14 protein-coding genes are annotated in these 15,265 nt (G+C 53.5%); 12 read left to right on the top strand and 2 right to left on the bottom strand.

The window, feature by feature from the left end:
- Positions 1 to 5: 5 nt before the first annotated feature.
- The 5 genes from ACFE33_RS03925 (at position 6) to ACFE33_RS03905 (ending at position 5,363) form a co-directional block, all read left to right on the top strand.
- Positions 6 to 1,196: a toxic anion resistance protein gene (locus ACFE33_RS03925; RefSeq protein WP_380057185.1), complete on the top strand. Its 1,191-nt coding sequence runs from the start codon at positions 6 to 8 to the stop codon at positions 1,194 to 1,196.
- 74 nt (positions 1,197 to 1,270) lie between these two features.
- Positions 1,271 to 2,158: a DUF2927 domain-containing protein gene (locus ACFE33_RS03920; RefSeq protein WP_380057182.1), complete on the top strand. Its 888-nt coding sequence runs from the start codon at positions 1,271 to 1,273 to the stop codon at positions 2,156 to 2,158.
- Positions 2,159 to 3,268 carry an SPFH domain-containing protein gene (locus tag ACFE33_RS03915; RefSeq protein ID WP_380057179.1) on the top strand — a complete coding sequence of 370 codons (1,110 nt, stop codon included), beginning with the start codon at positions 2,159 to 2,161 and terminating at the stop codon, positions 3,266 to 3,268. It abuts the gene before it with no gap.
- A gap of 11 nt (positions 3,269 to 3,279) precedes the next feature.
- Positions 3,280 to 4,377 carry a primosomal protein N' (replication factor Y) - superfamily II helicase gene (locus tag ACFE33_RS03910; RefSeq protein ID WP_380057177.1) on the top strand — a complete coding sequence of 366 codons (1,098 nt, stop codon included), beginning with the start codon at positions 3,280 to 3,282 and terminating at the stop codon, positions 4,375 to 4,377.
- A gap of 65 nt (positions 4,378 to 4,442) precedes the next feature.
- Positions 4,443 to 5,363: a carbohydrate kinase gene (locus ACFE33_RS03905; RefSeq protein ID WP_380057174.1), complete on the top strand. Its 921-nt coding sequence runs from the start codon at positions 4,443 to 4,445 to the stop codon at positions 5,361 to 5,363.
- A 62-nt stretch (positions 5,364 to 5,425) separates the two neighbouring features.
- On the opposite strand, the gene ACFE33_RS03900 is transcribed toward ACFE33_RS03905, so the two are convergent.
- Positions 5,426 to 7,990 (bottom strand): methyl-accepting chemotaxis protein, encoded by a 2,565-nt coding sequence (locus ACFE33_RS03900; RefSeq protein WP_380057172.1) that lies wholly within the window; start codon positions 7,988 to 7,990, stop codon positions 5,426 to 5,428.
- A gap of 255 nt (positions 7,991 to 8,245) precedes the next feature.
- Between ACFE33_RS03900 and ACFE33_RS03895 the strand changes: the two genes are divergently transcribed.
- The 5 genes from ACFE33_RS03895 (at position 8,246) to ACFE33_RS03875 (ending at position 13,142) form a co-directional block, all read left to right on the top strand.
- The gene (locus tag ACFE33_RS03895; protein ID WP_380057169.1) at positions 8,246 to 8,704 is read left to right on the top strand and encodes an NUDIX hydrolase; all 459 of its coding nucleotides are present in this window, start codon (positions 8,246 to 8,248) and stop codon (positions 8,702 to 8,704) included.
- A 92-nt stretch (positions 8,705 to 8,796) separates the two neighbouring features.
- Entirely contained in the window at positions 8,797 to 9,225 is a 429-nt protein-coding gene (locus ACFE33_RS03890; protein WP_380057166.1) for a DUF1178 family protein, read from the top strand.
- Between the two features lie 112 nt (positions 9,226 to 9,337).
- Complete coding sequence (locus tag ACFE33_RS03885; RefSeq protein WP_380057163.1) at positions 9,338 to 10,576, top strand: aspartate kinase; 1,239 nt, start codon at positions 9,338 to 9,340, stop codon at positions 10,574 to 10,576.
- 12 nt (positions 10,577 to 10,588) lie between these two features.
- Positions 10,589 to 12,856 carry a phosphoenolpyruvate--protein phosphotransferase gene (gene ptsP / locus ACFE33_RS03880; RefSeq protein WP_380057161.1) on the top strand — a complete coding sequence of 756 codons (2,268 nt, stop codon included), beginning with the start codon at positions 10,589 to 10,591 and terminating at the stop codon, positions 12,854 to 12,856.
- 94 nt (positions 12,857 to 12,950) lie between these two features.
- Complete coding sequence (locus ACFE33_RS03875) at positions 12,951 to 13,142, top strand: hypothetical protein (RefSeq protein WP_380057159.1); 192 nt, start codon at positions 12,951 to 12,953, stop codon at positions 13,140 to 13,142.
- On the opposite strand, the gene ACFE33_RS03870 is transcribed toward ACFE33_RS03875, so the two are convergent.
- The gene (locus ACFE33_RS03870; RefSeq protein WP_380057156.1) at positions 13,139 to 13,624 is read right to left on the bottom strand and encodes a GNAT family N-acetyltransferase; all 486 of its coding nucleotides are present in this window, start codon (positions 13,622 to 13,624) and stop codon (positions 13,139 to 13,141) included. The two genes, ACFE33_RS03875 and ACFE33_RS03870, sit on opposite strands and share 4 nt — an antisense overlap.
- Positions 13,625 to 13,723: 99 nt before the next feature.
- On the opposite strand from ACFE33_RS03870, the gene ACFE33_RS03865 reads away from it, so the two are divergent.
- Together ACFE33_RS03865 and ACFE33_RS03860 are read left to right on the top strand one after the other, a co-directional pair.
- Positions 13,724 to 14,329: a flavin reductase family protein gene (locus tag ACFE33_RS03865; RefSeq protein ID WP_380057153.1), complete on the top strand. Its 606-nt coding sequence runs from the start codon at positions 13,724 to 13,726 to the stop codon at positions 14,327 to 14,329.
- An 11-nt stretch (positions 14,330 to 14,340) separates the two neighbouring features.
- Positions 14,341 to 15,219, top strand: a complete 879-nt coding sequence (locus ACFE33_RS03860; RefSeq protein WP_380057150.1) for an S-methyl-5'-thioadenosine phosphorylase — start codon at positions 14,341 to 14,343, stop codon at positions 15,217 to 15,219.
- Positions 15,220 to 15,265 lie beyond the last annotated feature (46 nt).

The following is a 15,265-nucleotide window of genomic DNA, read 5'->3' as shown; positions in this document are numbered from 1 at the left end:
ATATGATGACAGAAGCCAACCGTACCGAAGCAAAAAAAGCCGAGAAAACCGTAGTTGAGGTGGCCTCGGTGGAACTGCCAGAGCCAGCAACGTCGCTGGTACCTCTGCACGAAGCCGAAGCGCCCGTTGCCGAGGAAATTAAGAAGCGCATGGATGAGCTTGATCTGACCGACACCGGATCGATTGTAAACTTTGGCTCTGCAGCGCAATCCGAATTGCAATCCATCAGCCAAGCCATGCTGACCGATGTGAAAAACAAAGATGTTGGCCCAGCAGGAGACAGCCTGCGCGGGATCGTTTCGACCATTCGGGGCTTTAGTGTCTCGGAGCTAGATGTGCGCCGTAAGCGTAGCTTCTGGGAGAAAATCACTGGTCGCGCGGCGCCATTTGCAAAGTTCTTGGCTCAGTTCGAGGATGTTCAAGGCCAGATAGATAAGATCACCGACGACCTCTTGGGTCACGAGCATACTCTACTCAAAGACATCAAATCGCTCGACCATCTCTATGAGAAAACGCTCAATTTCTATGATGAATTGGGCCTCTATATCACCGCTGGCACTGAAAAGCTCGCGGAGCTAGATGAAAAGGTCATTCCAGAGAAGGAAGCCGCCGTCGAAGCCGCAAGTGAGAATGATCAGGTCATGGTGGCACAAGAATTGCGCGACCTCCGCTCCGCTCGTGATGATCTCGAACGCCGCGTTTACGACCTCAAGCTGACGCGTCAGGTGACGATGCAGAGTTTGCCTTCGATCAGATTGGTCCAAGAAAACGACAAGTCCTTGGTTACCAAAATCAATTCGACGCTCGTTAATACGGTTCCACTCTGGGAAACGCAGCTGGCCCAAGCAGTCACAATTCAGCGAAGCGGTGAAGCCGCAAATGCTGTGCGGGACGCGAATGATCTGACGAACGAACTTTTGACCGCGAATGCCTCCAACCTCCGCCAAGCCAACAAAGTTGTGCGCGAAGAAATGGAGCGCGGCGTATTCGATATCGAGGCGGTGAAAGCCGCGAACGAGGAGCTTATCGGCACCATAAACGACAGCCTCGCAATCGCCGACGAAGGCAAACGCCGCCGTGCCGAAGCAGAACAGGAGCTGATCAAAATGGAAGCGGAGCTTAAGGAAACTCTGGCCGCTGCCAAGTCTCGCGACACTGGAACTGGCCATCAAATCGGCACCGCTGTTGGGGACTAATGCTAGGGCGCGGGCACATAAAACTGGCGTTGACGCTTGCCGGCTTATTGGTGGTGGCGGGGTGCGAGAAGGGCATGGAGTCAAGCCCCATCCCCGAACCCCGCCCTATCATCAAAAAGCCTGAGCGCTCGGATTTGAGCCTGTATTACGTTGACCAATTTGCCCGCCTGCAAGAGAACTTCATCGCACAGGGTCTTATGCGCACGGATGGTGGCGGCGTAGATGCGGCTTTCGATGCGGATGACCTTACCGAAAACTTTATGAAGATCGCATTCTTTGCGGAGTTTTCAGAAGTGAACGGTAGGATCGTCGCCCAAGAGGCCGCATTCCCGATGCGACGCTGGCGTGATCCCGTCGTGATCCACGTCGAGTTCGGCGAGACACTCCCCAAGGCAAAACGCAACGCCGATCTGGCCGAGGTCGAGAGCTTTGCCAAACGTTTGGCCAATGTCAGCGGCCACCCCGTTCGCACCGGCAGTCGTTCGGCGGCCAATCTTCACGTGCTCGTTCTGAACGAAGACGAGCGCCTAGCGGCAGCGCCAAAGTTGCGTGAACTTATCCCTGGAATTGCCGACCGCGAGATTGATGCCCTTACAAAACTCACGAAAAATGACCTGTGCATAACACAGTCTTATGGTGAAGGAGGCGGCTCCAAGTTCATTGGTCGCGCACTAATCATCATCCGTGACGAGCACCCTGACCTGCTGCGCAAATCCTGCATCCACGAAGAAATCGCCCAAAGTCTGGGCCTTTCAAACGACAGCGATGCAGCGCGGCCATCCATATTTAATGACGACGAAGAGTTCGCACTTTTGACAACACACGACGAACTCTTGCTGCGGATCCTTTATGATCCGCGACTAACCCCCGGAATGGATGCGGAAACCGCCCGACCAATCGTCGAGGCCATTGCCCAAGAACTGCTGCCCGCCACCCCATCCGAACCAATTGGGAGAATATAAATGGGAATTTTTGATTTTCTGACCGGTGAGTTTATTGATGTCATCCACTGGACCGACGACACCCGCGACACTTTGGTTTGGCGGTTCGAGCGCGAAGGGCACGAAATCAAGTATGGCGCAAAATTGACCGTGCGAGAAGGTCAGGCGGCCGTTTTCGTGCACGAAGGGCAACTTGCCGATGTATTTACGCCCGGCCTTTACATGCTCGAAACCAACAACATGCCTATCATGACAACCCTTCAGCATTGGGATCACGGCTTCCAAAGCCCGTTCAAATCTGAAATCTATTTCGTCAACACAACGCGCTACAGCGATCTGAAATGGGGCACCAAAAATCCGATCATGTGCCGCGACCCAGAGTTCGGCCCCGTTCGTATCCGAGCTTATGGCACATATTCCATGCGTGTCGTGGACCCTGCACTCTTTATGCGCGAGATCGTCGGAACAGACGGCGAGTTCACGATGGATGAAATCAGCTTTCAGATCCGCAACATCATCGTGCAAGAGTTCAGCCGCGTGATCGCAAGCTCTGGCATTCCCGTGCTGGATATGGCCGCAAACACAAATGATCTAAGCAAGTTGGTATCGTCCAAAATTGCCGATACCCTCGCAGAGTACGGCCTTAGCATCCCCGAACTGTACATTGAGAACATTAGCCTCCCTCCAACGGTTGAGGCCGTTTTGGACAAGCGCACATCAGTTGGAATTGCGGGCGATCTTGGGAAATACACCGCATTTTCCGCCGCCGAAGCTATGACAACCGCCGCGCAGAACCCAGCGGGCGGTGGAATGGCCGCTGGGCTTGGCGCTGGAATGGGCATGGCAATGGCGAACCAATTTGCCGGACCATGGGGCACGGTCCCCGCTCCCCAAGCACCAACCGCGCCCCCTCCTCCGCCAGCGGTTGAGCAAGTTTGGCACACTGCCAAGAATGGCGAAACTGCGGGACCATTCTCACGGGCGACGATGGGACGAATGGCGCAGGACGGCTCGCTCACACGTGAGACCATGGTTTGGACCGCGGGTCAGGATGGTTGGAAGAAAGCAGGTGATATTTCTGCGCTTGCAACTCTGTTCACCGTCATGCCGCCACCACCGCCAGAGAGCTAGAGTTTTTCGAAATGTCGACGTCCGAAAATGCGCCCCAAGAAGAGCATCGGTTCCCTTGTGAAAGCTGTGGTGCCGAGATGCGCTTTTCTCCGCAAACAGGTGGATTGCTTTGCGATCACTGCGGCAATCGCGAAGCTGCTCCCGCCACTCAACAAGTTATTCACGAGCTGGATTTCCAAAAGGCAATCGCCCAAGCCCTTCCGGAACTGGAGCACGAGGAAAACCGTGTTGCGAGCTGCCCCAATTGTGGCGCGCATATTACGTTTGATCAATCTAGCCATGCCGATGAGTGCCCCTTCTGCGCGACTCCCGTAGTTGTGGACACGGGGCTGCATCGCCAGATCAAGCCCAAAGGGATTCTTCCATTTCAAATCGAAGAATCCATCGCCCATGACAGCATGAACGCATGGTTGGGCCGCCTTTGGTTTGCGCCAAATGGGCTTAAGAAATATGCGCGAAAAGGCCGTAAAATGCAGGGGGTATATGTCCCCTACTGGACCTTTGATGCCGATACCAATTCGAGATATCGCGGACAGCGTGGAACCTACTATCAAACAACGGTTTCCCGCATTGAGAACGGCAAACGCGTACAGCGAACAGTCACAAAAATACGATGGCGCGCCGTTTCAGGAAGAGTAGGCCGCGCATTTGACGATATCCTCATTCTCGCCAGCTCAGCGCTCCCAGTAAGATACACAACTGCGCTTGAACCATGGGATTTAAGCGCAATCACTCCGTATCAAGCGGACTTCTTGGCGGGTTTTCAAGCCGAGGGTTATTCGCTTGAGCTTCAAGACGGCTTTGTTCAAGCCCGCGAAATTATGGACCGTCAAATTCTGCGCGACATTCGTTTTGACATTGGTGGAGATCGACAGTCTGTGGAGCATGTAGAGACCTCAATCCGTGATGTTACCTTCAAGCATATCCTTTTGCCCGTATGGCTCGCCGCATATAAATATCAGGGTAAATCATATAGGTTCGTGGTAAATGGCCAAACTGGACGCGTTGAAGGGGAACGCCCCTACTCCGCATGGAAAATTGCCGCCGCCGTCATCGCCGCAACACTGCTCGCAGCAACGGTCGGATATTTCTACGCCCTTGAGGGCTAAAACCTTTTGACACCGCGTGTAGGACTAGCCCAATAACGCGGCAGTTAGTTCCAAGGAGATCGCGAATGATACTTTGTTGTGGCGAAGCGCTTATTGATATGGTGCCGCGTGTCGACACCGAAGGCGAAGCTTGCTTTCGACCCATCTCTGGAGGAGCGGTTTTCAACACAGCAATTGCGCTCGGAAGACTGGGAATAGATACAGGATATTTTGGTGGAATTTCGAACGATTTGTTCGGTCAACAACTCCTAGATAGTTGCGAGTCGAGCCGCGTGTCGACACTATATTGTTCGCCAACAAGCAAGCCCACAACTCTTGCCTTTGTTGAACTAACCAATGGCCATGCCAAGTACACCTTCAACGATGAAGGAACCGCAGGCCGCATGTTGGCGCCATCAGATCTCCCGCAATTAGGAACAGAAGTTGAAGCTCTCTTTTTCGGCGGAATTAGCCTTGTTGTCGAGCCCTGCGCGCAGGCGTACGAGGAGCTACTGCGGCGCGAGCACGAAAATAAAGTGGTCATGATTGATCCGAATATACGCCCCGGTTTTGTTACAGATGAGAATGTGTTCCGCGAGCGTTTGTCGCGAATGATCGCGCTCGCCGACATTGTTAAATTGTCCGACGAAGATTTACAGTGGCTCCTTGGAGAAGGAGATATTGAAACCCTTGCAAAACAGCTGATTTTGTCGGGACCAAAGCTTGTGTTCATTACGCAAGGCTCAAAGGGCGCGACCTGCTACACAGCGAACCACACCGTATTCGCAGCCGCTCCAAATGTGGACGTAGTGGATACAATTGGCGCGGGAGACACTTTTAACGCGGGAGTACTACGCGCGCTCAGCACGCAGGGGTTATTATCAAAACAAGCGATATGCAGTATCGCTGCAGATCAAATCGAAGTCGCGCTAGAGTCAGGCGTAAATGTTTCGGCGGTAACAGTTTCTCGTGCCGGGGCAAATCCGCCTTGGGCGCACGAACTCTAGACTTTGGTATTGCAATTAGCGGTTGCCGGCCCTTGCAAGTGAGCAGGCAACCGCGTTTGGTTCTAGAAGTCTTCCCAGCTTTCGCTAGCTGCACTATGAGATGCGCCGCCGTTGACCACCATACCTGGCTGCTGAGCGAACTCTTGCCGACTTTCGACGCGCGGGCGCGCTGCGGGCTTCATCTCGACCACCCCAGCTTCTGCAAGGATGAATTTCGACATTGTATTAGCCAGATTTTCCGCCTCGCCATTCAGTGCATGACTTGCCGCTGTTGTTTGCTCAAACATCGCAGCGTTTTGTTGAGTCACCTGATCCAACTGATTCACGGCAATGTTGATTTCAGCAAGTCCACGTGACTGTTCTTCCGCCGAAACCGCAATCTCGCCGACATGGGTGGAAATATCGGATACCCTGTCAAATATTCCGCGAAGCGCCTCGCCGGTTTGGTCGACCAGCTCAACCCCGCGCTTGACGTGCCCTTCACTGGTTGAAATCAATCCATTGATCTCACTTGCAGCTTGCGACGAGCGTTGCGCAAGATCGCGCACTTCCGTTGCCACCACTGCAAACCCTCGACCAGCATCACCTGCGCGCGCGGCCTCAACACCAGCGTTAAGAGCCAGCAGGTTGGTTTGGAACGCTATGTCATCAATGACCGAAGTTATCTTTGATATCTGGCTCGACGAACTCGCAATTTCGCTCATGGCATTAACCGCTTCCCTAACAACTTCACCGCTCTTCTCGGCGTTGTCCCGAGCTTCGGTTACCATTTTGCGTGCTATCCCTGCGCCTTCGGCGGCCGAACTAACTGACGAGGTCATTTCGTCGAGTGCAGCGGCTGTCTCTTCAAGTGTAGCGGCTTGTGTCTCCGTGCGTCGAGACAGATCATCCGCCGCTTTGGAGATTTCATTTGTTTCACCTCTGATCATTTCAGAATTATCAACGACGCTACGCATAGCGTTTTTAAGCGCCTCCATGGCATTGTTAAAATCGCTCCGAAGTTGCTCATACTCGGCTGAGAATTCACTATCGATCTTTGAAGTCAAATCACCCTTGGAAAGGCTCGCCAACGCAGATCGTAGACTATCCACAACAACGGCTTGTTCTCTTGCCATTTCTTTGCGCTTCGTTTCTGCTTGCTGAATTTCGTGTTGTGTCGCGGAGACGTCAGTACCGATGAACACAAACCGGCTAATGTTGCCGCTGCGATCAGTTACAGGACTAATACTCCCGTCGAAAATCAGATCAGCAGATTGCCCGTTCCTGCAACGGAATTGTCCAAATACTGGCGTGCCCTGCGCCAAAGATGGCCAGAAGTCCTTCTGCTTTGCGGATATGTTTTCGGGGAACACCTCATTGCAATGTCTACCGACAATGGCCTCTTCATTAAGATTAAGCGCCGTACAGAAATTTGAATTTGCTTTGAGCAGCGCTCCGTCCGGCGCAAATTCTACGCGCGTTTGATTGGAATCCAGGGACGATAGAATCGCCTGATTGAGGCGGTCTTGCGTCACGTCTTTCCATTCGATCACGCGCCCTATGGAGTCACCGTTTGCATCGAACACTGCGTTAATCGATTGCTCAATCCGCGCCTCTCCCAATGCGATATCCGAAACATGCGGGAACCCAGATGTTTTTCCAGCAAGCTCCTGCGCGTGATTACCGCCACCATCAAAGAGTGAAAGGTGATTGCCAACAACATCGGTCGCGTCCATTTGGCGAAGCCCGTGAGGCAACGACTCTTTATTGTTATCCATGATACCTTTGAACGAGCCGTTCATATAGTTAACATTCAAATCACCGTCGACCATGAGCATGGCCGAAGAAGATGCTTCAAAGGCGGCACCTTTGAACAAACTATCTCTTGATGTTGCTTCAGCCGCGGCAAGTTTAACTCGGAAATTTTCAAGCGTTCTGGCAATTTCACCAATCTCGTCGCTTCGCTTTAGATTAGGAACTTCGATATCATAATGAGCCTCTGAAACCTCATCCATGGCGATACGCAGCCGAACCAAAGGCTTGGAGAGGAAACTCCGCAGGACAAGCGTAACGAGGATCAACGCGACAAGGAATACCGCTCCCGCGACCAGATCGGTCTTTAGCTGAAGTTTGGAAACCTGAGCTAGTGCCGGCTCGGGTGTCCACGATATACCAACAACGCCCACGACCGAATTCGTGTTTCCGAAGCGCGCAGGAACGACCACAAGGAATCCGTCACCGGAAGTCTCTTTTTGTTCAGATTGCAGAGCCTTACGCGCAAGCAATTCAAGATCTGTTCCGCTTAAATCCTTATCGTCATATGAGAAAATCGTCTCTCCTTTGACATCCATCACCACAGCATCAAGGGCAGCGCCGCTGGAGGATTCGATCGCTCCCTTAATAATGATGCGCAGGGCTTCCGGATTTGCGAACCGAATCGAACTCGCGCTTTGAACTGCTGCGAATTCGGTGAGGTTGTCCGCCAATTCTCGCGTATTGGTGAGCGCGACTTCGGACTGTGCCTGCGTCGAAAGGTAGGTCATCGTACCAGCGACTGAGGCAGTACAAAGGGCAACGATTGCGGTAATTCTAAAGAACACAGATCGTGTCGTGCCCCTCAGGCTCTTAAATATTGACGTCACATTCATACGATTTCCTCATTGCGAAAGTCATTGGAGTGCGCAGCTCTTGCGCTCTTATGACGGTGATATTCGCAAACCCTTACGGGACGCTTAAAGCGCACATACCTTCGGTTCGCTGCGCCCGAAAAAATATCTCAAATTGTGGATATTTACCTTCTGTTGGCGCCCCAATGTTTCGCTTGCAACCCTCTGGGCATCTATAGAATATTGGGCAATACTCGAAGCCTACGACCAAAGTTCCATATCATTACGAAAGTTCCGATGGGAAAAATAAAGCAAAAGAACCTCAAACTCTCGTTGAAGCGAAAATACGATGTGCGCTCCCAATTCGGGACGATCTGCTATCGGATAGTGAATGGGAAGGTCCAGATTCTTTTGGTAACAAGTCGGCGTTCACGCAATTGGATCGTGCCGAAAGGGTGGCCGATGGACGGAAAAACTCCCGCCCAAGCAGCTGAAATCGAGGCATGGGAAGAAGCCGGTGTCCGTGGAAAAATCCGCGAAAACTGTGTCGGCCTGTATTCATATTCAAAGGACAAAGGGAAAATCGGATCGTTTTTGTGTGTCGTTTCGCTTTTTGCGCTCCATGTACAGCACGTCGAGCAAAAATTTCCTGAACACAAAGAACGCAAACGCAAGTGGGTGAGTCGTAAGAAAGCAGCCAAAATGGTTTCAGAGCCTGCCCTTGGAGCACTATTACGCGACTTCTCGCCTGAGTAGGCCTAGAAATCACCGCGCAAAACACCGATATATTGAATATGTGTCGTTAACCTCGTTGCGACACGTTCAACGTCTTGATCTGGAAAACCAAAATGATCCGTTTCGCCTTAAAATGTAACCAAGACCATAGTTTTGAAAGCTGGTTTCAATCAGGAACGGCCTTTGACAAAGTTAAGGGCGCGGGCATGGTTGTCTGCCCAACCTGCGGATCAACGGATGTTGAAAAAACACTCATGGCGCCGCGCGTTCAAACAAAACGCAAGACGACTGTGCCATCGTCGGCCAAGCCCCGCCAAAGCGAAGACCTTGACGCTAAAATTGCTGCCCTCAAGAAACATGTAGAAGCAAACTCCGACTATGTCGGCGCCAGTTTTGCCAAGGAAGCGCGCGCTATGCATTCAGGAGAAAAGCCTGAGCGCTCAATCTATGGAGAAGCCAATCTAAAAGATGCCGCTTCTCTGATTGAGGAAGGCGTATCGCTTGCGCCCCTACCGTTCATCCCTACTCGCAAGTCAAACTAGCGCCTTTTCGCACAAAAAAGATGCGCGTTTGCGGCCTGTTGGCGCCTTCCCTTCTTGCGCAAACCTTCGCATGCCCCTAAGACACCATCGGTTTAACCGAAAAGGAGCACTCATGCCGCTTCTCGTCATGAAGTTCGGGGGCACGTCCGTTGCCACTCTTGATCGCATCCGCCGCGCGGCAAAACGCGTAGGCGTAGAAGTAGCTAACGGCTATGACGTTATCGTCATCGTTTCCGCGATGTCGGGCAAAACAAACGAGCTCGTGGGCTGGGTCAAGGAAACGTCTCCCCTGTTTGACGCACGCGAATATGACGCGGTGGTGAGCTCTGGCGAACAAGTCACGGCGGGCCTTATGGCCCTCACGCTTCAAGAGATGGATGTACCTGCCCGCAGTTGGCAGGGATGGCAGGTTCCTGTTCAGACAACCTCAGCCCATAGTTCCGCACGGATTGAAGACATCCTTACCGATAACATTAACGGTAAGTTTAACGAAGGAATGCGCGTTGCGGTGGTTGCTGGCTTCCAGGGTGTCTCACCAGAAGGGCGCGTAACGACGCTTGGCCGTGGCGGTTCTGATACGACGGCTGTTGCTTTCGCAGCGGCCTTTGGTGCGGAACGGTGTGACATTTATACTGACGTCGATGGTGTCTATACCACCGATCCACGTATCAGCAGCAAAGCCCGCAAGCTCGACAAGATCGCATTCGAAGAGATGCTTGAACTCGCGTCACTTGGCGCCAAGGTTCTTCAGACACGTTCGGTTGAATTGGCGATGCGCTATAAGGTCAAGCTGCGCGTCCTATCAAGCTTTGACGAACAAACAGAGACATCCGGCACACTTGTGTGCGACGAGGAGGAAATCATGGAAAGCAATGTAGTATCCGGAGTCGCTTACAGCCGCGACGAAGCCAAAATGACCCTGATCTCGGTCGCAGACCGTCCAGGCATCGCCGCTGCGATTTTCGGACCATTGGCAGAAGCTGGCGTGAACGTAGACATGATCGTTCAGAACATTTCCGAAGAGGGTCGCACCGACATGACCTTCTCTTGCCCTAATGACGATGTACCGCGCGCGCAAAAAGCGATGGCCGCAGCCAAAGAAGCTGGCCACATCAACTATCACGACCTTGTCGCAGATACGGACGTTGCAAAAGTGAGCGTCGTGGGCATCGGTATGCGTTCTCATGCGGGTGTCGCTGCAAAAATGTTTAGCGCGCTCAACTCTGAGGGCATCAATATCAAAGTCATCACAACCTCCGAGATCAAAATTTCCGTGCTGATTGATCGAAAATATATGGAACTTGCGGTTCAAGCCCTGCATGATGCCTTTGAGTTAGAAAAAGCATCATAGTTAAGGGGCCAAATGGCCAATTCTTCTGATAAGTCGACTGAAAGCGAGAGTCGAAAGCTGCTTGTGCGGCTGCGAGAGACCCTCGGCGACGAAGCCGAAGGTCAGGCGCGTCTCGACCACATCACGCACCTGATCGCCGATTCGATCTCAACAGAAGTGTGCTCGATCTATTTGTTTCGCGATGACGAAACGCTTGAGTTGTGCTCATCCGAAGGCCTCAAGGCCGAAGCGGTCCACCAGACTCGGATGCGCCTGGGCGAAGGGCTTGTCGGGCGCGTCGCCAAGAAGGGCCAGTTAGTCAATACCGCCGACGCTCCCAAAGAGCCAGGCTTTCGGTTTATGCCTGAAACGGGCGAGGAGATTTATTCCAGTTTCCTCGGCGTGCCAATTCAGCGACTGGGCGAGACCCTTGGCGTCTTGGTTGTGCAGTCCAAAATCGCGCGCACTTTTTCTGATGACGAAATTTACGCCCTAGAGGTGGTCGCCATGGTGCTCGCGGAAATGGCCGAGCTTGGCGCATTTGTCGGTGAGGGTGCGGCGCTTTCCGCCCGTCACCAGCAACCGGTCATGATCCGCGGCAGCGTTGCCCAAGAAGGAACGGCACAAGGTCAGGTTTACCTACACGAACCGCGCGTCGTGATCACCAACCCAGTCGCGGACGACCCCGAGGCAGAGCGCATCCGCCTTCACGAGGCCGTCGACACGCTTCGTATCTCCGTCGACCAAATGCTTGCGGGTGCTTCGACAGGCGACAAAGAACAGATGCAAGTCCTTGAGGCATATCGGATGTTTGCCAACTCCAAGGGTTGGATGCGTCGAATGGAAGAAGACATCGCGCGCGGCCTTTCGGCAGAAGCTGCAGTCGAGAAAGAGCAATCGATCGCACGTGCGCGGATGAGTCAGGTTCCGGACCCATATCTCCGCGAGCGGCTCCACGATCTAGATGACCTCTCGAACCGGATGCTTCGCATTCTTACGGGGCAAGGCAAGGATACAGGCGCAGAGATGCCGGCCAACCCGATCCTCGTTGCGCGTAATATCGGGCCTGGCGAGTTGCTGGAGTACGGTCGCTCACTCAAAGGGATCGTGCTGGAAGAAGGCTCTGTCGGTAGTCACGCGACAATCGTTGCCCGTGCGCTGGCCATTCCATTGGTGATCCACGCAAGCCGCATTACCACCGAAGCCCTGAACGGCGATCACATTTTGGTGGATGGCGAGCAGGGCATCGTGCACTTGCGGCCTGATGACTCGGTCGAGACTGCGTTTAGCGACAAAATGGCGATGCAGACCTCTGCTGCGGAACGCTATTCGTCTATCCGCGACAAACCCGCGATAACACGAGATGGCACAGAGATTACCCTCTCTATGAACGCGGGGCTAATGGCTGACCTTCCATCGCTCAATAGCTCTGGCGCCCAAGGAGTGGGCCTGTTTCGTACCGAGTTGCAGTTCTTGGTACGCAATCAAATGCCAAAGCGTGGCGAGTTGGTTGAGCTCTACAAACGCGTTCTCAACGCCGCAGACGGGCAACGCGTCGTATTTCGCACGCTCGACATCGGGTCGGACAAAGTGCTCCCTTATATGAAGCCACAAGATGAACCGAACCCAGCAATGGGTTGGCGCGCGATCCGACTTGGCCTCGATAAGCCAGGCGTGATGCGTATGCAGCTCCAAGCCTTTATTCGCGCCTGTGAAGGGCGGCCAATGTCGGTGATGTTCCCGTTCGTTGCGCAATTTGACGAATATCGTGTGGCCCGCAGCATCCTTGAAAAAGAGCTAGAGAACGAAGCGCGCCTTGGGCACATCCTGCCTGAACGTGTCGAAGTCGGTGCGATGCTCGAAACGCCCTCCCTCGCCTATGCGCCGCAGCAGTTCTTTGAAATGTGCGATTTCATTTCCGTCGGCGGGAATGACCTGAAGCAGTTCTTCTTTGCGGCGGATCGCGAAAACGAGCTTGTGCGTAAGCGTTACGACACGCTTAACGTTAGCTTCCTAAGCTTCCTTGAGAATATCGTTGAGCGTTGTAATTCAACCCAGACACCGATTTCGTTCTGTGGCGAAGATGCTGGCCGACCAATTGAGGCGCTTTGCTTCGCCGCGATGGGATTTCGGGTACTGTCGATGCGCCCCGCGTCAATCGGGCCCGTGAAGCACCTTTTGCGCCGCGTCGATCTTGCAGAAGCCAAGCAGGTTATTGATGCTGCAAGAGAAAGTGGCGCACAGTCTGTTCGTCCGGCGGTTCAGGAATGGCTTGCAACGCATCTGGCGGCAAATCCTTAGGGCGCCTCGCGACTATACGTTTGCACCACTGATCTACTCCTTCGCACCCACCGAGCACTCGCGACGAATGCTATCCTGCGATTGGAGGTGCACGATGTTCAGATACTTACCAATTGGCTTCATCACTGCCAGCGTAGCTGCAACCGTTACGTTAAAGGTTAGCGACTCGCTCCTTATGGCTCTGCTGGCATATTCGGGCGCGGGTGCGCTAACGGTTTTGCTATTCTGCGGTACGCATATGGCGATTACTTACCTGCTGGGCAAACATATCTTGCGAAATAGCTAAGCTATCTTACACACATCGCCAGTACAGCCATTCCATCCATCCTCGACCAAGGATTTACCTAGCACGCGCAACGGGTTGCTCGGCGCTGGCATCACCACATCGGGCAGAACTTCAAAACCAAAGCGCGTGTAATAGGGCAGATCGCCAACCAGCATCACCCGTTCCCAGCCAGCATCTTTGGCAATATCCAGACTTGTACGGATCAGCATATCGCCCAGACCTTCGCCCTGCCGCGTTGGGTGCACCGCGACAGGCCCGAGGAGAAGTACATTCCGCCCCCCAACGACAACTGGCCAATACCGGATCGCGCCCGCGACGATGCCGTCTGTATCACGCGCCACCAGTGACAGCACCGCAATAGGCGGTACACCTTCACGGAGTCGATAAGAGGACAGCGCTTCACGCCCTGGCGCGAAGCAGAGGTCATATAGCGCCTCTACTTCCCAACTATCCGCCGGTGTTTCCCGTTCAATCCCGTACACGCCGCTCTCCGACCGACAGCTTTTGCAAAGCCTACGTTTTTCTCTGGCAACGCCCCTAGCACGGCGTTACCTCTTGTTCAAACATAAGAAAGGCCAGAAATGTTCTACGAGCCCCGAAATGGTCATGGGTTGCCACATAACCCGTTTAACGCAGTCGTAACCCCTCGTCCTATCGGGTGGATTTCCACGCGCGATAGCGCCGGTAACGACAACCTCGCGCCCTATTCGTTTTTTAATGCTGTGGCATACGAACCGCCGCAAGTGATGTTTGCGTCAACTGGAATTAAGCCAGACCGCGACGGCACGAAGGATTCCGTTTCCAACATTCGCGAAACAGGTGTCTTTTGCGTCAATATCGTTGAATACGCGATGCGTGACCAGATGAACGCGAGTTCTGCGTCCCTGCCAAAGGATGCCGACGAATTTGAACACGCTGGCCTCGCCAAGGCCGAATGCCATCAAATAAGCGCAACCCGAGTTGCAGAGGCACCAGCGAACCTTGAATGCAAACTGACCCAGATTGTCCAACTTCCCGGCACCGCGAATTTCGTTGTTTTTGGTGAGGTAGTTGGCGTTCACCTTCGCGATGATTGCCTTGTTGATGGAATCTTTGATGTAACAACCTTTAGCCCCCTCGCACGATTGGGATACAAAGATTATACTCAGGTGGAACAAACCTTTAGCCTGAAACGGCCAGACGAATAACAGGGGATAATATGCGCGAAACAATGATCGGTGTTATTGGCGGCTCTGGGCTGTACGAAATTGATGGCCTTCAAAATGCCGAATGGACGACCGTAGACACCCCTTGGGGCGCCCCCAGTGATGCAATCCTGACAGGTACGCTCGACGGCGTCAAAATGGCTTTTCTCCCGCGTCATGGACGTGGGCACAAGCATAGCCCAACGACCGTTCCCTATCGCGCAAACATCGACGCGCTCAAGCGCTTGGGCGTTACGGATGTGATCTCTGTTTCTGCTTGCGGCAGCTTCCGAGACGAAATGGCGCCCGGTGATTTCGTTATCGTGGATCAGTTCATCGACCGCACATTTGCCCGTGAAAAATCGTTCTTTGGAACGGGGTGCGTCGCGCATGTTTCTGTGGCTCATCCAACTTGCCCGCGCCTGTCAGCAGCGTGCCTGACAGCGGCAAAGTCGCAGGGCATAAATGTGCATGACGGCGGGACATATCTTGCGATGGAAGGGCCGCAATTTTCTACCCTCGCCGAGAGCAAAATGTACCGAGAAAGCTGGGGTGCCGACGTGATCGGCATGACCAATATGCCAGAGGCGAAGTTAGCGCGCGAAGCGGAGCTTTGTTACGCATCCGTCGCCATGATCACTGACTATGATAGCTGGCATCCGGACCACGGCGAAGTGGACGTGAACGACATTATCAAAACCCTTTTTGGAAATGCCGACAAGGCACGGGGCATGGTTGCCGAACTCCCCAAGCTGCTCACCAGTGAGCGCAAGGATTGCGAACATGGTTGCGATAAGGCGCTAGAGTACGCAATTCTCACCGCCCCTGACGCTCGCGATCCTGAAGTGCTGGCGAAATTGGATGCCATCGCAGGGCGCGTTTTGGGCAATTAAGCTCGGATAAATTCACTTAAACGATCCTCTCACAACGGACGGAACC

Source organism: Falsihalocynthiibacter sp. SS001, from assembly GCF_042445055.1.
Taxonomy (GTDB): Bacteria; Pseudomonadota; Alphaproteobacteria; order Rhodobacterales; family Rhodobacteraceae; genus Falsihalocynthiibacter.
The sequence above is the reverse complement of the archived record's forward strand: the minus strand, read 5'-3'. Positions and strand labels throughout refer to the sequence as shown.